Consider the following 26,220-nt stretch of genomic DNA (forward strand, 5'->3'; position numbering starts at 1 on the left):
ATGCTCGATTTCCCGCGCTGGAAGGTCGTCTCGATCCTGCTGTTCCTCGGGTGCCTGATGGCGCTTGCGGTGCCGAGCGTGATCCCGTCTTCGGTTACTGCCAATTGGGGCGTACCGCTGCCGCGGATCAACCTCGGGCTTGATCTGGCGGGCGGCGTCGATTTGCTGCTCGAGGCCGATACCAAGAAGTTCGTCGATGACCGAGTCGAGGCCAAGCGCGAGCAGATCGTCACCGCGATGGCGACCGCCCCCGCCATTTCGATCGGCGACATTGCCACCGATGGCGGCAAATTGAGCTTCCTGCTGCGCGACGTGCGGCAAATCGATGCGGCGCGCGAGCGGTTGAGCAAGCAGACCACCGGCGTCGGCTATACCGCGCAGCGCGACTGGGACGTGGCCGTCACCGACGGCCAGCGGATCGTCATGACGCCGACGCAAGCCGGCATCACGCAAGCGATCGACGATGCGATGAAGACCGCGACCGACGTCGTGCGCTCGCGCATCGACAAGCTCGGCACCAAGGAACCCGACGTGCGGCGTCAAGGGACCGACCGGATCGACGTGCAGGTGCCGGGGGAGAAGGATCCCAAGGCGCTGAAGGAATTGCTCGGCAAGACCGCCAAGCTCGAGTTCAAGATGGTGTCCGACACGCCGTACAGCCCGGGCGTGATCCTGCCCGCTGGCACGCAAGTGCTGCCCTATCCCGAGCAGGGACCGGGCGCGCAGATCATCGTCAAGCGGCAAGCGGTGCTGACGGGCAATGAGCTGGTCAGCGCGAAGCAATCGTTCAAGCAGGAGGACAATCGGCCGATCGTCGATTTCACCTTCAACAGCGACGGCGGGGCGAAATTCGCGCGGATCACCCAGAATAATGTCGGCAAGCGCTTTGCCGTGGTGGTCGATGGGCAGGTGATCTCGGCACCGTCGATCAACACCCCCATCCTGGGCGGACAAGGCTATATCGAGGGTGGCTTCACCGTCGAATCGGCGAACAATCTCGCGATCGCGCTCAGCTCTGCCCTGCCGATCACGCTGAAAGTGATCGAAGAGCATAGCGTCGGGTCAGAGCTTGGGACGGACTCGATCAATGCGGGCCTCACCGCATCGGCGCTGGCGGTCGTGCTCGTCGTGATTTTCATGATTTTGACCTACGGTCGCTTCGGTTTCTATGCCGATTATGCGGTGATCATCAACGTCGTGGTGATCATGGGCGTGCTGGCAGTGCTGGGCGGCACGCTAACGCTGCCGGGGATTGCCGGGTTCGTGCTGACGATCGGGACCGCGGTCGACGCCAACGTGCTGATCAACGAGCGCATCCGCGAGGAACGGCGGCGCGGGCGATCGGTGATCCAGGCGGTCGAGCTCGGCTATAAGGAAGCGAGCCGTACGATTTTCGAAGCGAATGCGACGCACGCGATTTCGGCACTGATCATGCTTGCCTTTGGCTCCGGCCCGGTGCGCGGGTTTGCGATCGTGCTGCTGATCGGCATTCTGACATCTGTGTTCACCGCAGTGACCTTTACCCGGATGCTGGTGGTGCAGTGGATCCGCCGCACCCGCCCGACGGATATGAATATATGATCCTCTTTTCCGTCACCCCAGCGAAGGCTGGGGTCTCCACGTGGCAGGTGCTGCGCCTGCCCCCACAAGATGCCAGCATACGCTGGCATGACGAGGCTTTGTAAATGCGCCTGCTGAAACTCGTCCCCGACAATACTAACCTGCCGTTCGTGTCGCTGCGCCGCTGGGCGTTTGCGCTGACGATGGCGTTGACGATCGCGGCGGTCGTTGTGGTCTTTGCCAAGGGCCTCAACCTCGGCGTCGATTTCCGCGGCGGCCTGACGATCGAGGAGAAGTTCAAGACCGCCCCCTCGACCGACACATTGCGCACCACGATCGACCGGCTGAAGCTCGGCGAGGCGCGGCTGCAGGCGATCGGCCTCGACGGCAAGACCGTGTCGATCAAGCTGCCCCCGGTCGACAGCACTGATGAAGGCGCCACCGCGCGCGTGGTCGATGCGGTGCATGCGGCCGTGGTCAAGGACTTCCCCGACGCGACCTTCTCGCAGCAAAGCTCGGTCAGCGGCAAGGTATCGGGTGAACTGATCCAGAACGGCATCCTCGCGGTGGTGCTCGCGGTGCTTGGCATCGGCCTGTTCGCAATCTTCCGCTTCGAATGGCAGTTCGGCGTCTCGACCGTGGTCGCGATCGTCCACGACGTGCTGATGACGCTGGGCTTCTTCGCGCTGACACAGTTCGAATTCGACCTCAACATCGTCGCGGCGGTGCTGACGATCATCGGCTATTCGATCAACGACAAGATCGTGATCGATGACCGCATTCGTGAGAATATGCGCCGCTATCGCAAGATGGACATGTCGCAAATCGTCGATTTGTCGGTCAACGAAACGCTGCCGCGCACCGTGATGACCTCGCTGACGATCTTGCTCGCGTTGTTCGCAATGCTGATCTTCGGCGGGCATGTGTTGCGCGGCTTCACGTCCGCGATGATCCTCGGGATTTTCGTCGGGACCTATTCGTCGATCTACGTGTCATCGTCGCTGCTGATTTCGCTGGGGCTGCGGCCCGATCCGAAGCTGACGGACGAGGCCGCGGTACCGGTCAAGCAACCGACCCGCTGATGCGGATCGATTCCGAGCGCGGTGCCGGGCCGATCATCACCGGCTTCTCCGCAGGCGGGTTCAAGGTCGAGGCGGGCAGCTTCAAGGGCGTGTATCGCGCGCTGACGATCTCGCCCGAGGCGGTGGCGGAATGGACGCCGCCACCGATCGAAACGCTCGATGCCGCCGCGCTCGGTGCGGTGCTAGCGACCGAGCCGCGTGCGGAATTCCTGTTGCTGGGCACCGGCGCGACGCTGCAGCGCCCGCCGCCTGCCTTCACCCGCGAACTCGAAGCGCAGGGCATCGGCGTCGAGGCGATGGACAGCCGCGCGGCCGCGCGCGCCTGGGCGGTGCTGCGCGGCGAAGGTCGCTGGGTCATCGGCGCGTTCTATCCGCTTTAACCGCGCGCCACGTGCGGCTATCCTTTGTCCAAACTGTTTGGGGGAGAGTCGGACATGAGAGCATTATTGGCAGCGATTGCGCTGATCGCGACACCGGCGCTGGCCCAGACAGCGCCGACTGCGCCCGCTCCGGTTGCCACCCCGGCGGCGACGCCCGATTACACCGACGCGCAAAGCTGGCTGTGCCGGCCCGGCCGCACCGACCCGTGCAGCGCCGACCAGAGCGCGACGATCGTCAGGCCCGACGGATCGCGCAGCATCGAACGCTTTGCCGCCGCCCAGGACCCGACCTTCGACTGTTTCTACGTCTATCCGACCGTCTCGCTCGATCCGACGCCGAACAGCGACATGAAGGCGGGGCCGGAGGAAAACGCCGTCGCGGCGTATCAGGCGGCGCGCTTCGCCAAGCATTGCCGCGTGTTCGCGCCGCTCTACCGGCAAGTCACGTTATCGGCGTTGCAAGCGCTGTTGAGTGGCCGGGCGGTCAGCGCCGACCGCGCAATGGCGTATAACGACGTCAAGGCGGCGTGGGACGAATATCTGGCCTATGACAATCACGGGCGCGGGGTCGTGCTGATCGGGCATAGCCAGGGGTCGGGCGTGCTGAAGGCGCTGGTTGCCGACGCGATCGAGGGAACGCCGGTGCAGAAGCAGATCATCTCGGTGCTGATCCCCGGCACCAATGTTGCGGTGCCAATGGGCAAGGACGTTGGCGGTGATTTGAAATCCACGCCGCTCTGCCACCGCGCGAGCGATACCGGCTGTGTGGTCAGTTACGTGAGCTTCCGCGCCGATGCACCGCCGCCGCCGAACAGCCGCTTCGGCGTGGTGCCGCAGCCGGAGATGATGGCGGCGTGCGTCAATCCGGCGGCGCTGGGCGGTGGCTCGGCGACGACCGACGCTTATCTCGGCGCGAAGGGCGCGGGGATTGCGAGCGCGCCGCAAGGGCCGTGGTCAAGCGACGGCGCGCCCGTCACCACGCCGTTCGTCAAAGTGCCCGGCTTGCTCAGCACGGCATGCGTCGCGAGCGGCAAGTTCAGTTACCTTGCGGTGACCGTCAACGCCGTACCCGCCGACAAGCGCACCGACACGATCGTCGGCGATATCGTGTTTGGTGGGGGGATCCTGAAGGAATGGGGCCTCCACGTGATCGACATGCCGGTGGTGATGGGCGATCTGGTCGAATTGAGTGCGGCGCAGGCGAAGGCGTGGTTGGCGAAGCAACCCGCCGCAGCGGTGCAGTGAGACCGGGTCGCACTAGCCCTTTATTTTTGTTTGCTTGCCCGGCGAAGGCCGGGGCCCAGTTGCGAGCCGTCGATTGGCGCGCACAACTCTCGCCAACACAAGCCTGTCCTGCTGGGCCCTGGCCTTCGCCGGGGAAGCGGGAAACGGCAAGCTTGGCAGCTACCGCGTCACCAAGCTCGCCAAATGCTCATACAGGCCGGCGGTATTCGCTTCCCAGGTGAAGCGCTCCGCCCCGCGGCGGACCGCTTCGGACGCGGGCGGATTGGCCAGCACTTCCGCGATCCCGGCAGCGAACGCGGGCGCGTTACGCGCTACAATCCGGCCATAAGCGTGGTGGGTCACCACCTCCCCGGCCCCGCCGGCAGCGGTGATGACGATCGGCGTGCCGCACGCGAGCGCCTCGACCCAGGCATTGGCGAGGCCTTCGGAGGAGGAGGCCAGCGCCATTACGTCGGCGGCGGCGAGCAAGGCGGGAAGATCGACGTGCGGCACCGATCCGAGGAGCCGCACGCGGTCACTCAGCCCAAGCGACGCGATCTGCGCAGTGAGCGCGGCGCGTTCGGGTCCCTCGCCTGCGATCAGCAGGGTCGCATCGGGCAGCGACGCCAGCGCCTCGATCACGAAGTGATGCCCCTTGCGCGGGATCAGCGCGCCGAGCGACACGATCAGCGACCCGGTGACGCCATAGACTGCCTTGGCTGCAACGCGGTCGCGCGGGGCGAAGCGGTCGAGATCAACGCCGGTGTGGTGGACACGGATCGTGTTCGCAGGAATGCCGAGCGCCGCCATGTCGGCGCGCATCGCCGCGCTGACCGCCAGCACCCCGTTTGCCGCTTGGCCTGCGGCGATCACTCGGTGCGCCGTGGCAGGCGCGCTGCCCCAATAATGAATATCCGCGCCGCGCGCCTTGATCGATACCGGCACGCCGAAATGCCGCCCCAGCGCGATCGCGGCGGGGCCGTCGGGGAAGAAGAATTCGGCGTCGATCGCATCGAACGCGAAATCGCGGCGGATCTCGGTGAGCAGCGGGATCAGCCGCTGGGTGAGCGCGCCTGCGTGGAAGCGTCCGCCGGTGCCGGGCAGCGTGGTGAAACGCGGGCGATGGGTGTCGAGGCCTTTCCAAGTCTCCCGCGTGGGCAATCTGGCGAGGCCGGCATACTGCGCGTGAGCGTTCAGCGGCCAGGGCGGCATCCCGACCGGCGCGACCAGCCTGAGTTCGACCTCAGGGTGCGCCGCCAGCCCAAGCGTCTGCCGCTCGACGAACACCCCGAAATTGGGGCGCGACGCGTCGGGGAACAGGGTCGAGAGCGTGAGGACGCGGAGCATATGCGGGCGATAGCATGACAGGCGTTAACGTGGGGTGGTCGGCGTGGTGCCGTACTGCGCAGTGGCCCCCTGCACGAGGCCGGGGTGACGGTGAGACCCACAGCGCAACCGACGTCGGCGACCGGGCAGAGCTCGCCGTTTGGCTTTCCTTACGCTAAATCCGCTGATCCCCCGGATAGGCCAGCGCCACATCGCTCCCCGCGTCGCCCGAAATTTCGCAGCGTCCGGCCAAGGTGAGACATTCGCCCGCCGAGAACACCACGCCGTCGACCACACCCGCGCCGACGATCGGCACCAGCCACGCGGTCACACCCACGGGCAAATCCACCACGCGGTCCCCGCCAGCGAAGCGTTCGATCACGAATTTCGGGCCCTCGGCCAGCACTTGGCGGTCCGCGCCATCCGACGCGGGCGTCGGCAGCGGCACGAACGGCACCGCATCCGACACCGCGACCCCGGCATCGAGATGCAGTTCGCGGTCGCTGCCATAATCGTAGAGGCGGTAGGTCAGATCGACATTCTGCTGGATCTCGACACAGGTGATCCCTGCGCCGATCGCGTGGATCGTGCCGGCCTTGTTGTAGATGAAGTCACCTGCCTTGACCGGTTTCCAGTCGAGCTTGTGCGCGATCGACCCGTCGAGCGCGGCCGCGCGGAGTTCCTCGTGCGTCATCGGTGCGAGCGTGCCGATCGCGATGGTCGAATCGGGTTCCGCGGCGAGGACGATCCACGCTTCGTCCTTGCCACGCGGATAGCCCGCGGCTTGCGCCTGCGCATCGTCGGGGTGGACCTGCACCGACAGTTTCTCACTGGTGAAGAGATATTTGACCAGCAGTTCGGGTTCGCCGGCATGCGGCGTCTGGAACCAGACTTCGCCGATCTTTTCGCTACCGGCTGCAGGATCGGCGAAACCGGGCCATAAATGGGTCCGGCCCCAGGGCTTTTCGACGCGTTTGGTGGCGAGCAGGGTTGCGGTCACGGTGCGCGATCTCCAGTCGGACAAGGAATAGAACAACGCATCGTTCGGGCCAAGCGATCCGTTCGCCGAAAAGGATTGTTTGCCGACGCGCGCTTGCGCTAAGACCGGCTCCGATGCGTACCCCCCTTACCCGCTCGCCCCTCCTCCGCAGCCTCGCGGTCGTCCTGATCGCCGGAACCGCGCTCGTCACCACCGGCTGCGCGCGCAACCGCACCAAGGGCGACATTCCGTACGTCGCACGCGATGTCGGCACGCTCTATACGGCGGCGCGCAAGCGGTTGGATAATAAGGAATATAAGCTCGCAGCCGCCTTGTTCGACGAGGTCGAGCGGCAGCATCCCTATTCGGTATGGGCGCGCCGCGCGCAGTTGATGAGTGCGTTCAGTTACTATCTGGCGCATGATTACACCGCGTCGATTCAGTCGGCGCAGCGCTTTCTGTCGATCCACCCCGGCAACCGCGATGCGGCTTACGCCTATTATCTGATTTCGCTCGGCTATTACGAGCAGATTAGCGACGTCACGCGCGACCAGAAGATCACGCAGCAAGCGCTCGATTCGCTGGGCGAATTGATGCGGCGCTACCCCAACACGCGCTATGCCGCCGACGCACGGCTCAAGGTCGATCTTGTGCGCGACCATTTGGCCGGCAAGGAAATGGAGATCGGGCGCTTTTACGAAACACGCGGACAGTGGCTCGCGGCGACCGGGCGTTTCCGCAAGGTGGTCGACGATTATCAGACGACGACGCACACGCCTGAGGCGCTGATGCGCTTGACCGAGACGTATCTGGCGCTCGGCGTGCCGGATGAAGCGCGCAAATCCACCGCCGTGCTCGGCGCGAACTATCCCGGCACTGGGTGGTATGCGCGCGCCTATAAACTGTCGAACGAGCACCCCCCGGTCGCCGTGGCGGCGATTGCGACGGGTGAACCGGTCGTGCCCAATACCGGGACGCCGGCCCAGGTCGACATCAAGAAGCGTCGCGAGATCAAGCGCGACACCAGCGCGGCACCGGTCGGAAGCTCGTCGACCAACCCGGGCAACCCCAATCCGGGCGGCTGAGCGGAATCGGCGATTTATGGTTTCCTGCGCAAGCAGGAATGTCGCATGACGCACGTGCAACCTTGGATTCCGGCTTTCGCAGACGAGCGGCATCGTCGCTGCGCGAATCATCAAAAGAACGATACCGGAACACACAAAGCTCGGATAAAGGGAGCAGCACGATGCTGAACTCTCTCGCCATTCGTGATGTCGTGCTGATCGAAGCGCTCGATCTGCAGTTCGGTGCGGGGCTGGGCGTGCTGACCGGCGAGACCGGCGCGGGCAAGTCGATCCTGCTCGATGCGCTGGGTCTGGCGCTCGGCGCGCGCGGCGAGGCGGGGCTGGTGCGGCAAGGGGCGGCGCAAGCCGTCGTCACCGCGACCTTCGATACGCCGCCCGCCGATGGGCCGATTGTCGCTTTGCTCACTGAAAACGGGCTCGACGTGGAGCCAGGCGAACCGCTGCTGATCCGCCGGATCGTCAAGGCCGATGGCGGCAGCCGCGCGTTCGTCAACGATCAGCCGGCCTCAGCCGGATTGCTGCGCGAACTGGCGACGTGGCTGGTCGAAATCCACGGCCAGCATGACGATCGCGGGCTGCTCAACGCGCGCGGCCACCGCGCCTTGCTCGATGCGTTCGGGCGAGTCGATACGGGGCCGACCGCGCGTGCCTATAAAGCGTGGCGCGAGGCCGAGGGGGCGCTGGCGGCGGCGCGCGCCGGGATCGATACCGCGCAACGCGACCGCGAATGGCTGGAACATGCCGTTGGCGAACTGCGCGCGCTCGCGCCCGAGCCGGGCGAGGAGGAGACGCTGGCCGATCGCCGCCGCACGATGCAGCGCGCCGAGAAGATCGCCGAGGATTTGGCGGCAATCGAAAATTGGCTGGAAGGATCGGATGGCGGGCTGTCACAGTTGCGCCAGGCGGCGCGCGTGCTCGAGCGGATCGCCGGCGACCATGCGGCCTTTGCCGATGCGCTGGCGGCGATCGATCGCGCGGTGATCGAAGGGGCCGTCGCCGAGGACCGGCTGCGCATCGCGAAGGCCGATCTGTGGTTTGATCCGGCGACGCTGGAGGAGGATGAGACGCGGCTGTTCGAATTGCGCGGTATGGCGCGCAAACACCGCGTTCAGCCCGACGATCTGGCCGAATTGGCAAGCGAATTGGAGCGCAAGCTGGCGGCGCTTGAGGCCGGGGAAGAGGGACTCGCCGCGCTTGAGGACAAACTTGCCGCCGCACGGACGCGCTACGATGCCGCCGCCGATGCGCTGAGCGCCGCGCGGTCTGAAGCGGCGACGCGGCTGGATGCGGCGGTAAAAGGCGAACTTGTGCCGCTAAAGCTGGATGCCGCGCGCTTCCGCACCGTGGTCGCGGCGGCGGCGGGGGAGAATTGGTCGGCGGCGGGCAATGACCGAGTCGAGTTCGAAATCTCGACCAACCCCGGCGCGCCGTTCGCGCCGCTGGTCAAGATCGCGAGCGGCGGCGAATTGTCGCGCTTCATCCTCGCGCTGAAGGTCGCGCTCGCGGAGCAAGGCGGGGCAGCGACGATGATTTTCGACGAAATCGACCGCGGCGTGGGCGGCGCGGTGGCAAGCGCGATCGGCGAGCGGCTCGCGCGGCTGGCGGGGGGCACGCAATTGCTTGTCGTGACGCACAGCCCGCAAGTCGCAGCGCGGGGGCAGCATCATCTGCTGATCGCCAAGAGCCACGACGGGACCGTAACGCGCACCGGGGTGACCGCACTCGACGAGGCCGCGCGCCGCGAGGAAATCGCGCGGATGCTGTCGGGCGCGACGATTACGCCTGAAGCAAGGGCGCAGGCGGAGCGCCTGCTGGAGACGGCGTAGCGTTCCCCCCCTCCCTGGAAGGGGGGGTAGGGGTGGGTTGGTTCGTTATCGAACGCAGCGCCAGCCCCACACCGACCCACCCCCAGCCCCTCCCTTCCAGGGAGGGGGGAAGAGGGGCGACCGCCGCCACCTAAACCCCGCGACAATCCCGTAACGATCTGCTATTGCAAAACCATCGTGCGAGTCTGCCCCCAAGCATCGCGCGGCTGAGAGACCTTCTGCGCTCCCGCTTGCATGGCATCGGACGCGCGCTCTTGCTCTCTTGCTTCCCCCTTTTCGGTCGGCCTGCTCGCTGCGGATCACCCGCGCGCCGCTGACCTGCAGCGATCGGATGCGCCGGCCGGGGCCGGACGACGCCTCCGTCTTCGATCTCGGCCCCATTCGGCACGCCCCAGTCGGGCGGAGCCGGGACCAAAGGAATCAGTTATGGCTATCGGCACCGTTAAATTCTTCAACGCCGACAAGGGTTATGGTTTCATCGCGCCCGAGGGCGGCGGCGGCGATGCGTTCGTCCATATCAGCGCGGTCGAAGCGGCCGGCATGGCGACGCTCGATCGTGACCAGCGCGTTTCGTACGAGCTGGAAGAAGACCGTCGCGGCAAGATGTCGGCGGTCAAGCTCGCACAGGCATAATCGCCTCATCTAAACGGGGTGTCGCACGCCTCTGCTTTTGCAGCGGCGGCGGCACCCTTGCTCGTCCTCTTATTGTCGCGGAGACCTCCGACGAACACCACCGCCCTCTTCTATCGCGACCGTGCCCGCCAGGCCGAGTCCGACGCTTCCACCGCCACGCTCGACAATGTGCGCAGCCGTTTTCTGCGTGCCGCCAAGGCATGGGACGAAATGGCGACGCGCGCCGAAAAAACCGCCGAGCGCCGCTCGGTCAATGAGGAAGCCAAACACGTCGCCGAAATGGATGCGAGCGAGGATTAAACTCGCCCTGATCCCGCCCTGTTGCCTTCCCCGGCGAAGGCCGGGGCGCAGCGGCGGGACGTATCACGGCTCGTGCATCGCCCGGATTTCGGACGCTGCGCAACGGGGCCCCGGCCTTCGCCGGGGAAGGGCGTTGGGCGAAGATAGGCGAGCAATCGCTCCTTGATCCGGCGCGCCGCCCTCCGCTACCCAAGCGGCATGAGCACCCCCCTCCCCGCCAGCGACGATGATGCAGCCGCCGAACTGGCGCGGCTGGCGGCGGAGATCGCGCACCACAATCGCGCCTATCACACCGATGACGCGCCCGAGATTTCGGACGCCGACTATGACGCGCTGACGCGGCGCAATGCCGCAATCGAGGCGGCGTTTCCGCAGCTGATGCGTGCCGATTCGCCGTCGCTGGTCGTCGGCGCAGCGCCCGCCGCGCATCTGGCCAAGGTTGCGCACGCCCGGCCGATGATGAGCCTGGAGAATGCGTTCTCCCCCGATGAGGCGACCGAATTCGTTGCGCGCGTGCGGCGTTTCTTGAATTTGCCCGAGGATGCGCCGGTCGCGCTGACGGCGGAGCCCAAGATCGACGGCCTGTCCTGTTCGCTGCGCTACGAGCACGGCCGGCTGGTGCAGGCGCTGACGCGTGGCGATGGGCAGGTCGGCGAGGATGTCACCGCCAATGTCGCGACGATCGGCGACATCCCTGCCCGCCTGAGCGGCGACGCCCCCGACATCTTCGAGATTCGCGGCGAGGTCTATATGGCCAAGGCCGATTTCGCCGCGCTCAACGCGCGTTTGATCGCCGAGGCGGAAGACACGGCCAAGGAGGCGCGGCAATTCGCCAACCCGCGCAACGCCGCCGCCGGATCGCTCCGCCAGAAGGATGCGGCGGTCACGGCGAGCCGCCCGTTGCGCTTCCTCGCGCATGGCTGGGGCGAGACATCGGCGCTCCCGGCGGACACGCAGTTCGGGGTGATGCAGGCGATCGCCGAATGGGGCCTGCCGGTCAGCGATCTGCTCGTGCGGTTCGACGGGATGGACGCGGCACTCGCACACTATGCCGAGATCGAACGCCGCCGCGCCGACTTGCCGTTCGATATTGACGGCGTCGTCTATAAGGTCGACCGGCTCGACTGGCAGGGGCGGTTGGGCGCGGTCGCCAAGGCACCGCGCTGGGCGCTCGCGCACAAATTCCCGGCCGAGCGCGCCGAGACGACGCTAGAGCGGATCGACATTCAAGTCGGCCGCACCGGCAAGCTCACGCCCGTCGCGCGGCTGACCCCCGTTACCGTCGGCGGCGTGGTCGTTACCAATGCGACGCTGCACAATGCCGATGAGATCGCACGGCTGGGCGTATGGCCGGGCGACCGCGTGGTGCTGCAGCGCGCCGGCGACGTGATCCCGCAAATCGTCGAGAATCGCACGCCCGATGCCAGCCGCGGTGCGTGGCCCTTTCCCGCCGTCTGCCCCGAATGCCAGTCCGACGCGGTGCGCGAAGACGGCGAAGTCGATATCCGCTGCACCGGTGGGCTGATTTGCCCGGCGCAACGGATCGAACGGCTGCGCCATTTCGTCAGCCGGGCCGCGCTCGACATCGAAGGCCTCGGCCTCAAGCAAATCGAGGACTTCTTCCATGACGGGCTGATCCACAGCCCCGCCGACATCTTCCGTCTTACCGAAGCGCAATTGCTAGCGCGCAAGAAGGATGGGCGGGTGTGGACCGCGAATCTGCTCGCGGCGATTGAGGCGAAGCGGCAACCCGATCCGGCGCGCTTCCTGTTTGGGCTCGGCATCCGTCACGTCGGGCAAGTCACCGCGCGCGATTTGGTCAAGGCGTTCGGCACGGTCGCGCGGATCGCCGAAATCGCCACCGCCGCGCCGGAAACGCCGGAGGCGCGCGCCGAACTCGAATCGGTCGACGGGGTCGGCCCGGTCGTCGCCGAGGCGCTGATCGACTTCTTCGCCGAAGCACATAACCGCGATGCCTGGGCCGATTTGCTCGGCGAAGTTTCGCCGCTTGCTTATGTGTCGAACGTCCGCGAGTCGCCGGTCAGCGGCAAGACCGTGGTGTTCACCGGCAGCCTGGAGACGATGAGTCGCGACGAAGCCAAGGCGCAGGCCGAGACGCTGGGCGCGCGCGTGGCGGGCTCGGTATCGGCCAAGACCGACCTGGTCGTGGCCGGACCGGGGGCCGGATCGAAGCTTAAAAAAGCCGCAGATTTAGGGGTTTCGGTGATCGACGAGGCGCGTTGGGCGGAGATCGTCGCTGCCGCGCGATAATCCCGAAACGGCCTGATTGTGATGCTTTTTTGCAACGCAGCATGAAGCGTTTGTCATGACTCATGGCAACATGACTCGACTGTCATTCAACCGAAATATATCGCGTGCAAGGGGCAGTCGCGATGGGGTGGTACGGTTTGTAATGCCGGCCCCCAGGCAGTTTCGAGATTCTAAGGGGAATATCATGAAGATGAAGCTTTTCACGAGCGTGGCCTTTGCTGCGCTGCTGATTCCGGGTGTGGCGTTCGCGCAGTCGTCCGGCACGATCGCATCGGAAGATTCGGGTGACATCGTCGTCAAGGGCACGCGCGGGCCGCGCAGCTCGACCGGCGTTGCATCGGGTACGACGCCAAAGGCGAGCACGATCCTGAACAACGAATTCCTGCAGACTTCTTCGCCGGGCCAGACCGTTCTCGAAGCGCTGAACCAGGTTCCTTCGGTCAACTTCACCAACAACGATCCGACCGGTGCATCAGGCGGCAACATCCGTATCCGCGGCTTCGACGGCAACCGCATCTCGCTGACGTTCGACGGCCTGCCGCTGAACGACACCGGCAACTATGCGATCTTCTCGAACCAGCAGCTCGACCCCGAGATCATCGACCAGGTCAACGTCAACCAGGGCACGACCGACGTCGACAGCCCGACCGCGGCATCGTCAGGCGGCACGATCAACTATCGCACGATCGTCCCCAGCGAGAAGTTCGGTGCGCTCGCGCGTGGCAGCTATGGCACGAGCTATGCGGGCCGCGGCATCTCGCGCGCGTTCGGCATGATCCAGACCGGTGACATCTTCAACACCGGCATCCGCGGCTTCGTTTCGGCCTCGGTCCTGCAGGCCGAAAAATATCGCGGCGTCGGCGATCTGCACAAGGAGCAGTTCAACGCGCGTCTGTACAAGAGCTTCAGCAACGGTGACTTCATCTCGCTGGCCGGCCATTACAACCGCAACCGCAACACCTCGTACCGCTCGCTCTCGCTGTTCCAGGCGCAAGTCGACCTGAACGGCGTCCCGACCGGCACGACCGGCCTGACCACAACGGGAACCAGCGTCGCTACGCCGCTTGCGGGCGATGGTCGCTTCAATTTCGACAACAACCCGCTCTGCACCCGCCCAACCTTCGTAAATGGCACGGCACAAAGCGACAACGCCACGGCGCAGTCCTCGACCGTCATTCCGAACAACTTTTTCGTGACGCGGCAGGATCAGCTGACGACGCAGACGGTTGGCGGTCAGGACACTAGCTGCACCAACTATGCCGGTGTGCGCCTCAACCCGTCGAACACGGGCAACGTGCGCTTCAACTCGAAGTTCACGATCACGCCGAACCTGACCTTCACGGTCGACGCCGGCTACCAGTACGTCCTCGCCAATGGCGGCGGCTTCACCACGCTGTCTGAGAGTTCGGTGCAGGCGCGCGCCGGCGGCGCGGTCGGTCGCGATTTCTCCGGCGACGGCGACACGCTCGACACCGTCGCATTCTATGCGCCCAACACCACCAACACCAACCGCTATACCCTGCTGTCGTCGCTGCGCTGGGATTTCGCCGACAAGCAGTCGATCCGTATCGCGTACGCGCTGGATTACGGTCGTCACCGTCAGACCGGTGAGTGGACGCCGCTCGATTCGATCGGCAACCCCGCCAACCCGTTCGGCGGTCGCGGTGGTGCGGCGCAGGTAAACGACATCAACGGCTACTTCCTGCGTCAGCGCGATCGCTTCTCGATCGCCGAGCTGAACCAGGTTTCGGGCGAATATCGCGGCAAGTTCTTCGACAATATCCTCGAAGTGATGCTCGGTGTGCGCGCGCCGTTCTTCCACCGCGAGCTCAACCAATATTGCTACACGTTCGCGTCGAGCGGCAACCCGTATTGCACCTCGCAAGTGCTCGGCACGACGCTCATCCCCTCGGCGCAGGCATCGACGCTGGGCAACTACCTGATCCCGAACAACACGGTGTTCACGGGCGGCGTGCCGAGCAACGCCGTGTACGCACCGTTCAGCAAGTCGTATAACTATCGCAAGGTCCTGCCAAACGTTGGCTTCACCGTAAACCCAGGCGGCGGCTTCCAGCTCTATGCCGCCTTCGCCCAAGGTCTTTCGGCGCCGCGTACCGACAACCTTTATCGCGCGCCGGTCGTCAATGTGACGCCCGAAACCACCAACAATTACGACGTGGGCATCCGGTACTCGTCGCCAATGGTACAGGCGACGTTCGGCGGCTTCCTGAACAACTTCAAGAACCGCATCGTCACCTCGAACGATCTCGACCAGTCGAGCCCGACATTCGGTCTGTCGATCGACCGCAACGTCGGCCGGGTGAAAATCAAGGGCCTGGAAGCGACGCTCGACGTACGTCCGGTCAAGTGGTTCTCGGTCCGCGGCTACGGTTCGTATATCGACGCCAAGTATCAGGATAATCTGGTCATCAGCAGCCTCGTCACGCTGCCGCTCGCCGGCAAGAAGCTGGTCGAAACGCCGACCTGGTCCTACGGTCTGCGCTCGCAGGTTCGCTTCGATCCGGTGTCGTTCGGCATGAACTTCAAGCATGTCTCGTCGCGCACCGCGACCGATCTGAACGACGTCGTGCTCGGTGCCTATGACACGGTCGATCTCGACGCGCGGCTCAGCCTGGGCGGTCTCGGCATGGAGAAGACCTATCTGCAGCTCAACGTGAACAACCTGCTCGACAACCAATACCTTGGGTCGATCAGTTCGCAATCGTCGCTGCCGACCAACGTCGCTGGGCTCGTCACCGGAACCGGGATCACCACCGCGACCGGCCTGGGCGGCTCCAACCCGACCTTCCAGCCCGCTTCGCCGCGCAGCTGGTCGATCGCGCTGCAGGTCGCTTTCTAAGCGATTACGCGACGGAAAAGGGCCGCTGTCCAACCGGACAGCGGCCCTTTTTCATGTCCGGCGTCAACGAAACCGAGGTCAGGCCGCCTCAGCCTCCCCAATCTTGGCGTAGATCGAGGTGATCGGCCGCGCGAAGACACGCCCGACCATCGGCTCGAAGAAGGCGAGCGGCGCGCTGTCATAGGCCGGGTCGAACGCCGCCTGGTCGTATTTCTCGCAAAACTCGGCGCATGCCTCGAAATGCGGGTGGCCGCGATACTGCTCGCGCAGGTCGCGGTCGCCGCCGATATAGTGGAAGAAATAATAGCCCTGGAACACGCCGTGGGTGTTGGCGATCCAGTGGAGTTCCTCCGACACGAACGGCCGCAGCATCGCCGCGCCGATCTCGGGATGGTTGTAGGTGCCGAGCGTATCGCCAATGTCGTGGAGCAGCGCCATGACGACATAGGCCTCGTCGCGCCCGTCGCGATGCGCGCGCGTCGCGGTCTGGAGCGAATGTTGCAGCCGGTCGACCGGGAATCCGCCATAATCGCCGTCGAGCAAGCTCAAATGTGTCAGCACACGGCTCGGCAAACTGCGCGCGAACTGGCCGAAATGGCCGGAGATCAGCGTCCAATCGGCTTGCGTGCCGTGTTCCATCGCGGTGAACTGCGCGCGCTCGGGCTGGTGATTCATGGCTCTCTCTCCTAAACCTCGTCACCCCGGCCTTGTGCCGGGGTCTACCGGTCCGCGAGCGCAACGTCGGCAAAGTATGCGGCACCGCGGACCCCGGCACAAGACCGGGGTGGCGGGTGCACTTTGCGCATCGATCCCAGCCGGTCTAGAAGGCCCGCATGCCGCTGTTCACCCGCCCTACGATTTTCTCGCGGCCGTTCTTCGAAGATAAGAGCCGCGCCTTCTGGACGCTGCAAGCGGTCGGGTGGAGCGGGTATCTGATCCTTCGCGCCGCCCCAACTGTGTCGAGCATCGCCGGGGCGGCGGATTTGAAGCTGCTGGTTCCCATCATGTTCGAATCGATCATCGGATATAGCGTCACGCTGCTGCTCTCGACGCTGTACCATATTTACCGCCGCCAGCCGCGCTTCGCGATGGCGGTGCTGACGGTGCTGACTCTGGGGGTGGCGACCTTGCTTTACGCCGTACTCGACGCCTTTTCATTTTCGTTCGTTGGCGATTCGCCGCCTGGGCTGACCTTTGCCCGCGTCTTGGCAGCGATCTTCCTCAACTTTACCGTGCTTGCCGGGTGGACCGCGCTGTATTTCGGGATCAATTTCTATCTGATCGTCGAGGATCAGATCGACCAGCTCGCAGCACTTGAAAGCACGGCATCCTCGGCACAGCTCGCGATGCTGCGCTACCAGCTCAACCCGCATTTCCTGTTCAACACGCTCAATTCGATCTCGACGCTGGTGCTGCTCAAGGAAACCGAGCGCGCCAATGCGATGCTTGGACGGCTGTCGTCGTTCCTGCGCTACACGCTGGCGAACGAGCCGACCGCGCATGTGACGGTGCAGCAGGAGTTCGAGACGCTGAAACTCTATCTCGAAATCGAAAAGATGCGCTTCGAGGAACGCTTGCGCCCGAGCTTCGAACTCGATCCGCGCGTCGCCAAGGCGCGGCTGCCGTCGCTGCTGCTGCAACCGTTGGTCGAAAATGCGATTAAATATGCGGTAACGCCGCAAGAGGATGGTGCCGAAATCGCGGTCGTCGCGCGGCTCGCCGGGGATCGGGTGCAGATCGTCGTATCCGACACCGGACCCGGCTTGAACGAGGCGAAGAACCGGTCAAGCGTTTCGTTGGCGATTCAATCCCTTTCAACCGGGGTTGGGCTCGCCAATATCAGGGAGAGACTGGCTCAGGCTTACGGGCCCGATCACAGTTTCGAGACGCGATCGATCCCGGGGGGCGGTTTCGGGGTCGAAATTGAAATCCCGTTCCAGTTCGAGGAACCTAGGAAAGACTCTGCATGACGATCCGCACCATCCTCGTCGATGACGAAAAACTTGCTACCCAGGGCCTCGCCTTGCGCCTTGCCGCGCATGACGATGTCGAAATCATCGATACCTGCCAGAACGGCCGCGAGGCGATCCGCTCGATCAAGACCAACAAGCCCGACCTCGTCTTCCTCGACATCCAGATGCCCGGTTTCGACGGCTTTTCGGTCGTGCAGGGGCTGATGGAAGTCGAACCGCCGCTGTTCGTGTTCGTGACCGCCTATTCCGACCATGCGTTGAAGGCGTTCGAGACCGACGCGGTCGATTATCTGATGAAGCCGGTCGAGGAATCGCGGCTTGCCGACACGCTCGACCGCGTGCGCCAGCGCCTGACCGAGAAGCGCGGGGTCGAAGAAGCCGACCGGCTGAAGGAAGTGATCGCCGAGATTGCGCCCGAATCTGTCGAAAATCTTGGCGATGCCGAGCATGTGTCGTCGAACCGCTTCGAAAAGCTGATCAATATCAAGGATCGCGGCCAGATCTTCCGCGTCGATGTTGATACGATCGAGCTGATCGAGGCAGCCGGCGATTATATGGTAATCAAGACCGGCGACAATTCGCTGGTGCTGCGCGAGACGATGAAGGACCTCGAACGGCGGCTCGACCCGCGCCGGTTCCAGCGGGTGCATCGCTCGACGATCGTCAACCTCGATCTGGTGAAAGAGGTGAAGCCGCACACCAATGGCGAATGCTTCCTGGTGCTGCAATCGAACGCGCAAGTTAAGGTGTCGCGGTCGTACCGCGATGTGGTTGCGCGGTTCGTCCACTAACGAGTCGCGCGTTCAGAATGACGCACTTCCCCGTTCGCCCTGAGCTTGTCGAAGGGCTGCTTGCCACACATCCGACGGCTCTTGTGGCAAGGAGGGCTTCGACAGGCTCAGCCCGAACGGGGTTGGGGATGCGGGGGTGCCCGCGCGTTATTCGGTCGCTTCGGACTCACCGCCCGGCGCGGGACTCTCAAAAAAAGATTCAACCTCGCCCGACAGTTTCAGCGTTAGCGGGTTGCCGTGGCGATCGACCTTCTTGCCGAGCGCGACGCGGATCCAGCCCTCGGAACGGCTATATTCCTCGACGTCGGTGCGTTGCAGCCCCTTAAAGCGGATGCCGATGCCGCGGGCCAGCACGGCCTCGTCATAATGCGGGCTGCGCGGGTTGGAAGAAAGGCGGTCGGGCGGGAGATCTGTGTCGCTCATGGACGCGGCTCATGACGCAAATTGTCGCGCAACGCCAGACACGAAAACGGCGCGGGGAGCGCGCCCCGCGCCGTGTCGTCCCCGCGCGATCGGATCAGCGGCAAACGCGGACCCGAACCTCCTGATCATAATACCGATCGTAGCGACGCTCGATATAGCAGCGGCTATAGTCGCCGCGACGCTGATAGGCGTAATAGCCGTCGCTCGGATAAAAATTGTGCGCGCGGTAGTAATTGTCGTCGTAATACCGATCATAGCCACGCTCGCGATAATAATCGTCGCGATAGCGATCGTTGCGGTTCGACGCGATTGCCGCACCGATGGCGAGCCCGGCGATCCCCGCGACGATCGCGGTGCCGCCATTGTCGCGGTCATAATGGCGATACCCGCCGCCATAGCCGCCGCGCCAACGCTGTGCCTCGGCCGGGGCCGCTGCCGTCAACGCGGTCGCGCCAAGCGCCACGGCGAGACCGATCTGTTTCATGACACTGTTCACTGCAAAATCTCCTCGTTCCAGCAGCCCCTCATGCATCGCCAAACAACGCACCAATGGGATAGCCTGTTGCATCGAATAATCGAGTCGCCCTGAATGCGTGCGGAACGGTCCGTTTAACCGGGGTTCAGCGAAGGAGAGACGGGACATGGCCTATTGGCTGCTGAAATCGGAACCCACGACCTATGGCTGGGACGATTTGCTGGCCGAGGGGCGTACCGAATGGACCGGGGTGCGTAATGCCGCGGCCGCGCTGCACTTGAAGGCGATGCAGGTCGGCGACCGCGCCTTTTTCTACCACAGCGGCAAGCCGAAGGAGATTGTCGGCACGGTCGAAGTGACGCGCACAGCGCAGCAGGATGGCGACGAAGCGCGCTGGGTCTCAGTCGAGATCGCCCCGCTCGCGCCGTTGGCAAGGCCGGTTACGCTGGCCGCGATCAAGGCCGAGCCGCGCCTGGCCGGCATGGAATTGTTGCGCCAGTCGCGGCTCAGCGTATCGCCGGTGCGCGCGGCGGAATGGGACGCGATCACGGCATCCGGCGCGGACACGCAATAGGGTCAGCTGGGCTTGGCCACCATCACCCAGGCGGCAGCGACCAGCGGGACGGTAATCGCGAGGCCAACGATGAACCAAATGCGGCTGGCGCGCCAATAGGCGTCCGGGATGGTGTCGCCAGCCTCGAATGCCCGCGCCATCCGCGCCATGCGAATTTGCAGCGGGACGAGGATGCCGATCCACAATGCGCCCGAGGCCACGAACAGGATTTGGCCGAGCACCAGCCAGCGTTCGGACATGAGATCCATCTGCGCGATTGCAGCGGCACCGTAGCCGCCGATCATCGTCAGCGCCGCACCCCATACGGTGAGGCTCCAGTCGGTGAGCGTGACGAGGCGTTGCCCGAACCCGACGATTTTAGGGTCCTTGCTGCGGTCGGCAAAGAATTTCCAGATTGCGGTCGCGGTGACGTTCCCGAGCAGCATGATGATGCCGAGGATGTGGATGAACTTTGCCGTTTCGTAAGCCATGCGCGATTTCTATCCGCGATCCCGGCACGGTCAAATGCGAATGCCGCGCACGACGTCGGAGGTAAACTCTCCCGCCGTTCGGCCCCGGACTTGATCCGGGGCTGTCGAAGCCTTGCGTGCCACCAGCGATGCCGGACGGGTGGCACGAAGCCCTTCGGCAGGCTCAGGGCGAACGGGAGGGGGTGCAGCCTCGCCAAAAGACGCTGAGAAGTGCCCAAGAAAAAGGGCCAGACGCTTGCGCGCCCGGCCCCTTTCGCCTCGGCTAGCGATGGCTCAGCTTTGCAGCTTGGCCCGGCTCGCGCGCTTGCGGTCGTTCGCGTCGAGATAGCGCTTGCGCAGCCGGATCGACTTCGGCGTCACTTCGACCAGTTCGTCATCGTCGATATAGGCGATCGCCTGCTCGAGCGTCGCGCGCTTGGGCGGGGTCAGGCGGACGGTGTCGTCCTTGCCGCTGACGCGGAAGTTGGTCAGCGCCTTGGTCTTCATCGGATTGACTTCGAGATCGTCGGGCTTGGCATTCTCGCCGACGATCATGCCCTCATACAGCGCCTCGCCATGCGCGACGAACAGGATACCGCGCTCCTCGAGCGGGCCGAGCGCATAGGTATTGGCTTCGCCTGCACCGTTCGAGATCAGCACGCCATTCTTGCGGCCTTCGATATTGCCCTTATGCGGGCCATACTTCTCGAACAGCCGGTTCATGATGCCGGTGCCGCGCGTGTCCGACAGGAACTCGCCGTGATAGCCGATCATCCCGCGGCTGGGCGCGGAGAAGGTGATGCGCGTCTTGCCGCCGACCGATGGCCGCATGTCGGTCATTTCGGCCTTGCGGATATTCATCTTCTCGACGACCGTGCCCGAATATTCGTCATCGACGTCGATGATGACGGTTTCGTACGGCTCGGTTTTCTTGCCGTCTTCATCCTCGCCGAACAGCACGCGCGGGCGGCTGATGCCGAGTTCGAAGCCCTCGCGGCGCATCGTCTCGATTAGCACGCCGAGCTGAAGCTCGCCGCGGCCGGCGACTTCGAAGCTGTCCTTGTCGGCCGCCTCGGTCACCTTCACGGCGACGTTCGATTCGGCTTCGCGGAACAAGCGCTCGCGGATCATGCGGCTGGTCACCTTGGTGCCCTCGCGGCCCGCCATCGGCGAATCGTTGACGGCAAAGCGCATCGACAGCGTCGGCGGGTCGATTGGCTGGGCGTGGAGTGGCTCGGTCACGCTGGTGTCAGCGATCGTATCGGCGACGGTCGCGATCGACAGGCCGGCAAGGCTGATGATGTCGCCCGCTTTGGCTTCGTCGACGGGAACGCGATCGAGCCCGCGGAACGACATGATCTTCGACGCGCGACCGGTCTCGATGATCTTACCGTCATTATTGAGCGCGTGGATCGGCTGGTTGACCTTCACCACGCCCGAATTGACGCGGCCGGTGAGGATGCGGCCGAGGAAGGGATCGCGATCGAGCAGCGTCACCAGGAAGGTGAAGGGCACGCCGGCGACTTCCACCGCGGGGGGTGCCACGTGGCTGACGATCGTCTCGAACATCGGGATCAGCGTGCCTTCGCGCGCATCCATGTCGGTCGAGGCATAACCGTTGCGGCCCGATGCATAGAGCACGGGGAAATCGAGCTGTTCGTCCGTTGCGTCGAGCGACACGAACAAATCGAACACTTCGTCGAGCACTTCCTGAATGCGCGCGTCGTTGCGGTCGACCTTGTTGACGACGACGATCGGCTTGAGGCCGAGCGCCAGCGCCTTGCCGGTGACGAACTTGGTCTGCGGCATCGCGCCTTCGGACGAATCGACCAGCAGGACGACGCCGTCGACCATGCTCAGGATGCGTTCGACTTCGCCGCCGAAATCGGCGTGGCCTGGGGTATCGACGATGTTGATGCGGATGCTCTCGCTGGCGCCCGGGGGCGTCCAGTCGACCGAGGTCGGCTTGGCGAGAATGGTGATGCCACGCTCTTTTTCGAGGTCGTTCGAATCCATCGCGCGCTCTTCGATGCGCTGATTGTCGCGGAAGGTGCCGGACTGACGGAACAGTTGATCGACGAGAGTGGTCTTGCCATGATCGACGTGTGCGATGATGGCCACATTGCGGAGGCTCATAGATGGGTCCGGTGCTTTAGCTTGAGATGTAGCGCGCGCCCCTAGCGCAAATGTTGCACGGCAACAAGGTGGGGGAATGGGCGGGTGGCACCCCGGAACGCGCCACCCGCCGGTCCGGCTTAGAATTTACCGCCGATTTCGATCCCGTAAACGCGCGGTTCGCCGCGAATATAGCTCGGAATCCCGAAGCCGCCGCCGGTGTTGCCGGCATCGATCAGATATTTGCGATCGAGCGCGTTGCGGGCGAATCCGCCGATGCGGTAGCGCCCGCCGGCGATTTCGACACCGGCGCGGATGTTGACCAGGGTGTAGGGTCCCTGGCTGATCGCCGCCGAATTGGGCAGTTCGAAGAACACGCTGCTCTGATAGGTCGCGGACGGCGTGGCATACAGCGTTAGCCCCTGCACCGGCACGCGCACAGTGACGCCGCCTGATGCGCTATATTGCGGCTGCAGCCGGAAGCGCGCGCCCGAAAAGACGCCAAAGCTGGCATTATTGGCGATCTTGCCGTCGACATAAGCGAAGTTGCCGAACAGCGAGACGAAGCGCCCGAGTTTCAGATTACCCTCCGCCTCGACGCCGGGGCTGCTCGCCTTGCCCGCGCTCTGGGTCGTCGTCACGCCATTATTGGTGACCGAAACCTGGAAGCGATTGTAATCCTGATAGAACACGCCGAGCGAGCCAGTGAACGGCCCGACCTTGCCCTTGATCCCGGCTTCGTAGTTCCACACGACTTCGTCCGGCACGACCTGCAAATTGGGCACCACGACGCCGCCGACCGTTGCCGCGTTGAGCTGCACCACCGGCGAACGGCGGCCTTTGCTGATCGTCGCATAGACGTTGACGCTGTCGGTGACGCGATACAGCACGTTGGCGCGCGGCAGCACTGCGGTGAAGCTCTTCTGCGCGGTGAAGATCTGGCCATTGGTATTCGCTGTGCCGAGCAGGCTGGACCGAATGCCGAGCGACGCGAGAATCGTCGAATTGGGCTGAACCGAGCTGTAGCCCGATTTACGCTGTTCGATCAGCAGCCGCGCCCCGGCGGTGATTTCCAGCCGCGGAGTGGGGATCCACGTGCCGTCGGCGAAGACCGAATAGGTGTCGTTGGTGCCGTAATTGGTGAACACCGCCTGATACGGCAACTGCGTCGCTGCACCGCCAGTGAGCACCGCCGTGGTGCGCGCGGCCGTCACCGTGCCATTCGCCGCGACACAGCCAGCGACGCCGTTGGCGGCGAGCAGGCTTCGAATCCCGGCAAAGGTCGGGGTGACCGAGCAGCCGAGGTACGTGCCTTCCTCGGTCGAGAACGGAACGCGCTGCAAATTGTTTTCAAAGAACGCGTTCCAGCCGAACGACGCGCGATATTTCGGGCCGGTGAAGTTGAAGCGGCCTTCATGGCTCCACTGATCGCCACGCGCATCCTCGGCGAATTCGAGATACCAGGCCGGGCCGCCATCGGCATCGAACACTTCGTTGCTGTTGAACTTGCGATAGCCGTTGACGGTGGTGAAGCTGACGCCCGGTGCAATCTGAGCGGTCAGCGTGAAATTGGCGTCATACACGTCGCGCTTCAGGCCGAGCTTGGCATCGCCGAGCACCGCCGCGCTGAACGGCGAGCCCGACAGTTCGGCATAGCTATAGTCGCCGCCATTGCCGCCGGTGGGGCTGAGCGCGCGCGAACGGAAGGCGGTGCCGGGGTTACGCTGCCCGTCATAGGTGAGGACGAGGCTCGCGGTGATCGCATCGCTCGGCGTCCAGCGCAACGAGCCGCGAATGCCGCGCTGATCCTGTCCGTTGAGGTCGTCCTGCTTGATCCGACCCTGATTCTGGTTGGGGATCGTGGGGTCGCCCGCAATGTTGCGGACGAAGCCGTCATGATATTTGTAGGCAAATGCCAAGCGGCCCGACAGCGTATCGTTGCCGAGGTTGATGAAGCCCGAAACCTGACCACGATTGTAATTGCCGTACGAGCCGGTGAGTTCGGCCGAGGTGCCCGCACGCGGCTGCGCCGAAATGAGGTTGACCGCGCCGACGGCCGAGGCAGTACCGAACAACGTCGCCTGCGGGCCCTTCACGACCTCGATGCGCTCCAGATCGTACAGATCCTGATACGCACCGCGCGTGCGCGAGATATCGATGCCATTGTAATAGAGCGAAACGCGCGCGCCCTGCTGCGACGAGCCGCTGTCCGAGGTGATGCCGCGGATGACGAAACCCGGATTGTTGGCGCTTTGCTCCTGAATGCGCAGGCCCGGAATATACAGTGCGACTTCAGCGAGCGAGTTGACGCCAAGTTCCTGCAAGCGGGCACCGGTCAGGGCGGTCACCGTGATCGGAACGTCCTGGATTTTCTGTTCGCGCTTTTGCGCGGTGACGACGATGTCAGCACCCTCGGCATCGGGCGCGGTCGGCTGCACCGCGGACTGGGCGAGCGCCGCGGTCGAGCTGCACCCGAGCAATAGGCCAACCAGAACGAGCGAGAAAGAACGAGTCATTTGCGCAAAACCCCTTTTCTGTTTGCGGATTGTTGCGGTGCGGTATCGTTGGCGCGCGTCGGATTCGCGTCGTTTTGATGAAAAGTGCGTGACACGTAGCGTATTACTATAATGACACACTTGAACCGGGCTGCGATCCGCTTCATCTAGGGGCGATATTGGCCGGAGGGACGACATGGCGACCGCTGCAGAGACCGAAACGAGCGATCTGGTGCTGACACCGCCCGCCCCCGTGCCGGTCGTCACACCCGAAAAAGCGATCGGGCTGGTGCCGATCGAAGATGGCGTGCGCACCAAATTGCAGGCGAAGGTTGCCGATTTTGTCGATGACCTTGTCGCGCAGGACGTGAATTCCCCCGAATTCGGCAAGCGCGTCGATGCGATTGCGGCGATGGGGCAGAAGGAAATTCGTGCCGCAGCCGACCAGTCGAATCGCTTTCTGGATCGGCCGGTGAAGGCGATGGACGGCGAAAGCGGCGTTGGCGCCGACCTGACCGAACTGCGCCGGACGATCGAAAAGCTCGATCCCAGCGTCAACGGCAAGCTGATTTCCGGGCGGGGGATGCTGAGCAAGCTGTTCGGCGGCGGGCTCAACACCTATTTCGACAAATACCGTTCTTCGCAGTCGCACATTTCGGCAATCCTCAAGACCTTGTCGCGCGGCAAGGACGAGTTGCTGATGGACAATGCCGCGATCGATACCGAGCGCGCCAATCTGTGGACCGCGATGGGGCGGCTCGAACAGATGATCGTGCTGTCGAAGGAAATGGACGGCCGGCTGGAGGAAAAAGCCAACGATCTCGATCATAGCGACCCGGCCAAGGCCAAGGCGATTCGCGAGAGCGCTTTGTTCTATGTCCGCCAGCGCACGCAGGATTTGCTCACGCAAATGGCGGTGACGGTGCAGGGCTATCTCGCGCTCGATCTGGTGAAAAAGAACAATGTCGAGCTGGTGAAGGGCGTCGATCGCGCCTCGACCACGACGGTGTCCGCGCTACGCACGGCGGTGACGGTGGCGCAGGCGCTGGCCAACCAGAAGCTCGTGCTCGACCAGATCACCGCGCTCAATTCGACCACTGCGAACATTATCGATGCGACCGGCAAGCTGCTGAAATCGCAGACCGCGACGATCCACGAACAAGCCGCCGCCGCGACCATCCCGGTCGAAACGCTGCAGCGCGCGTTCCAGAACATCTATGACACGATGGACGCGATCGATTCGTTCAAGGCCAAGGCGTTGGTGTCGATGAAGGCGACGGTCGGCACGCTCTCGAGCGAAGTCGAGAAATCGAAGGGTTATATCGCACGCGCCGAGGGTGCCGCGCAGAACCAGCTGTCGGGCCCGACCGACGGCTTCAAGCTGGAGGCGGAGTGACGC

Annotated in this window: 22 protein-coding genes; 14 read left to right on the forward strand and 8 right to left on the reverse strand. The window is 64.2% G+C overall.

From position 1 onward, the window contains the following. The 4 genes from secD (at position 1) to IEV62_RS08395 (ending at position 4,267) form a co-directional block, all read left to right on the forward strand. The gene (gene secD, locus IEV62_RS08380) at positions 1 to 1,581 is read left to right on the forward strand and encodes a protein translocase subunit SecD (RefSeq protein ID WP_188446440.1); all 1,581 of its coding nucleotides are present in this window, start codon (positions 1 to 3) and stop codon (positions 1,579 to 1,581) included. 104 nt (positions 1,582 to 1,685) lie between these two features. Then, positions 1,686 to 2,642: a protein translocase subunit SecF gene (gene secF, locus IEV62_RS08385; protein WP_188446442.1), complete on the forward strand. Its 957-nt coding sequence runs from the start codon at positions 1,686 to 1,688 to the stop codon at positions 2,640 to 2,642. Then, entirely contained in the window at positions 2,642 to 3,022 is a 381-nt protein-coding gene (locus IEV62_RS08390; protein WP_188446444.1) for an Mth938-like domain-containing protein, read from the forward strand. The genes secF and IEV62_RS08390 overlap by 1 nt, the downstream gene beginning before the upstream one ends. A 54-nt stretch (positions 3,023 to 3,076) precedes the next feature. Beyond that, positions 3,077 to 4,267, forward strand: coding sequence for a DUF3089 domain-containing protein (locus IEV62_RS08395; protein WP_188446446.1), 1,191 nt, complete (start codon positions 3,077 to 3,079; stop codon positions 4,265 to 4,267). 159 nt (positions 4,268 to 4,426) lie between these two features. On the opposite strand, the gene IEV62_RS08400 is transcribed toward IEV62_RS08395, so the two are convergent. Further along, positions 4,427 to 5,593 carry a glycosyltransferase gene (locus tag IEV62_RS08400; RefSeq protein WP_188446448.1) on the reverse strand — a complete coding sequence of 389 codons (1,167 nt, stop codon included), beginning with the start codon at positions 5,591 to 5,593 and terminating at the stop codon, positions 4,427 to 4,429. A gap of 154 nt (positions 5,594 to 5,747) precedes the next feature. Next, positions 5,748 to 6,572 carry a class I mannose-6-phosphate isomerase gene (locus IEV62_RS08405; protein ID WP_188446450.1) on the reverse strand — a complete coding sequence of 275 codons (825 nt, stop codon included), beginning with the start codon at positions 6,570 to 6,572 and terminating at the stop codon, positions 5,748 to 5,750. Between the two features lie 113 nt (positions 6,573 to 6,685). On the opposite strand from IEV62_RS08405, the gene IEV62_RS08410 reads away from it, so the two are divergent. The 6 genes from IEV62_RS08410 to IEV62_RS08435 all read left to right on the forward strand — a co-directional run bounded on the left by IEV62_RS08410 (position 6,686) and on the right by IEV62_RS08435 (position 15,526). After that, on the forward strand, positions 6,686 to 7,636 hold the full coding sequence (locus IEV62_RS08410; protein WP_188446452.1) for an outer membrane protein assembly factor BamD: 951 nt from the start codon (positions 6,686 to 6,688) through the stop codon (positions 7,634 to 7,636). Between the two features lie 161 nt (positions 7,637 to 7,797). Then, entirely contained in the window at positions 7,798 to 9,462 is a 1,665-nt protein-coding gene (recN, locus tag IEV62_RS08415) for a DNA repair protein RecN (protein WP_188446453.1), read from the forward strand. A 426-nt stretch (positions 9,463 to 9,888) separates the two neighbouring features. Beyond that, positions 9,889 to 10,095 (forward strand): cold-shock protein, encoded by a 207-nt coding sequence (locus tag IEV62_RS08420; RefSeq protein ID WP_176496810.1) that lies wholly within the window; start codon positions 9,889 to 9,891, stop codon positions 10,093 to 10,095. 18 nt (positions 10,096 to 10,113) lie between these two features. Next, positions 10,114 to 10,395, forward strand: coding sequence for a hypothetical protein (locus tag IEV62_RS08425; RefSeq protein ID WP_229732955.1), 282 nt, complete (start codon positions 10,114 to 10,116; stop codon positions 10,393 to 10,395). A gap of 198 nt (positions 10,396 to 10,593) precedes the next feature. Beyond that, positions 10,594 to 12,666 (forward strand): NAD-dependent DNA ligase LigA, encoded by a 2,073-nt coding sequence (gene ligA / locus IEV62_RS08430; RefSeq protein WP_188446455.1) that lies wholly within the window; start codon positions 10,594 to 10,596, stop codon positions 12,664 to 12,666. Between the two features lie 184 nt (positions 12,667 to 12,850). Continuing rightward, entirely contained in the window at positions 12,851 to 15,526 is a 2,676-nt protein-coding gene (locus tag IEV62_RS08435; RefSeq protein ID WP_188446457.1) for a TonB-dependent receptor, read from the forward strand. A 78-nt stretch (positions 15,527 to 15,604) separates the two neighbouring features. Here IEV62_RS08435 and IEV62_RS08440 read toward each other — a convergent pair whose 3' ends face one another. Next, positions 15,605 to 16,201, reverse strand: coding sequence for an HD domain-containing protein (locus tag IEV62_RS08440; RefSeq protein WP_188446459.1), 597 nt, complete (start codon positions 16,199 to 16,201; stop codon positions 15,605 to 15,607). Positions 16,202 to 16,359: 158 nt separating this feature from the next. On the opposite strand from IEV62_RS08440, the gene IEV62_RS08445 reads away from it, so the two are divergent. After that, positions 16,360 to 17,496, forward strand: coding sequence for a sensor histidine kinase (locus tag IEV62_RS08445; RefSeq protein ID WP_188446461.1), 1,137 nt, complete (start codon positions 16,360 to 16,362; stop codon positions 17,494 to 17,496). Beyond that, positions 17,493 to 18,290 (forward strand): LytR/AlgR family response regulator transcription factor, encoded by a 798-nt coding sequence (locus tag IEV62_RS08450; RefSeq protein ID WP_188446464.1) that lies wholly within the window; start codon positions 17,493 to 17,495, stop codon positions 18,288 to 18,290. The genes IEV62_RS08445 and IEV62_RS08450 overlap by 4 nt, the downstream gene beginning before the upstream one ends. A 147-nt stretch (positions 18,291 to 18,437) precedes the next feature. Here the strand turns inward: IEV62_RS08450 and IEV62_RS08455 are convergent, their stop codons facing one another. Both IEV62_RS08455 and IEV62_RS08460 read right to left on the reverse strand, forming a co-directional pair. Continuing rightward, complete coding sequence (locus IEV62_RS08455; RefSeq protein ID WP_188446466.1) at positions 18,438 to 18,713, reverse strand: DUF3297 family protein; 276 nt, start codon at positions 18,711 to 18,713, stop codon at positions 18,438 to 18,440. 94 nt (positions 18,714 to 18,807) lie between these two features. Further along, positions 18,808 to 19,209, reverse strand: coding sequence for a hypothetical protein (locus tag IEV62_RS08460; RefSeq protein WP_188446468.1), 402 nt, complete (start codon positions 19,207 to 19,209; stop codon positions 18,808 to 18,810). 145 nt (positions 19,210 to 19,354) lie between these two features. Here IEV62_RS08460 and IEV62_RS08465 point away from each other — a divergent pair, with 145 nt between their 5' ends. Next, positions 19,355 to 19,762, forward strand: coding sequence for an EVE domain-containing protein (locus IEV62_RS08465; protein WP_188446470.1), 408 nt, complete (start codon positions 19,355 to 19,357; stop codon positions 19,760 to 19,762). Positions 19,763 to 19,764: 2 nt separating this feature from the next. Here the strand turns inward: IEV62_RS08465 and IEV62_RS08470 are convergent, their stop codons facing one another. From IEV62_RS08470 to IEV62_RS08480, 3 genes are all read right to left on the reverse strand, one after another. Further along, on the reverse strand, positions 19,765 to 20,232 hold the full coding sequence (locus IEV62_RS08470) for a DUF2269 family protein (protein ID WP_188446472.1): 468 nt from the start codon (positions 20,230 to 20,232) through the stop codon (positions 19,765 to 19,767). Between the two features lie 273 nt (positions 20,233 to 20,505). After that, entirely contained in the window at positions 20,506 to 22,347 is a 1,842-nt protein-coding gene (gene typA, locus IEV62_RS08475; RefSeq protein ID WP_188446474.1) for a translational GTPase TypA, read from the reverse strand. A gap of 119 nt (positions 22,348 to 22,466) precedes the next feature. Beyond that, entirely contained in the window at positions 22,467 to 24,842 is a 2,376-nt protein-coding gene (locus tag IEV62_RS08480; protein WP_188446476.1) for a TonB-dependent receptor, read from the reverse strand. Between the two features lie 175 nt (positions 24,843 to 25,017). Here IEV62_RS08480 and IEV62_RS08485 point away from each other — a divergent pair, with 175 nt between their 5' ends. Beyond that, entirely contained in the window at positions 25,018 to 26,217 is a 1,200-nt protein-coding gene (locus IEV62_RS08485; RefSeq protein ID WP_188446477.1) for a toxic anion resistance protein, read from the forward strand. The last annotated feature ends 3 nt before the right edge of the window (positions 26,218 to 26,220 follow it).

This window comes from Sphingomonas psychrolutea, assembly GCF_014636175.1.
Classification (GTDB): domain Bacteria; phylum Pseudomonadota; class Alphaproteobacteria; order Sphingomonadales; family Sphingomonadaceae; genus Sphingomonas; species Sphingomonas psychrolutea.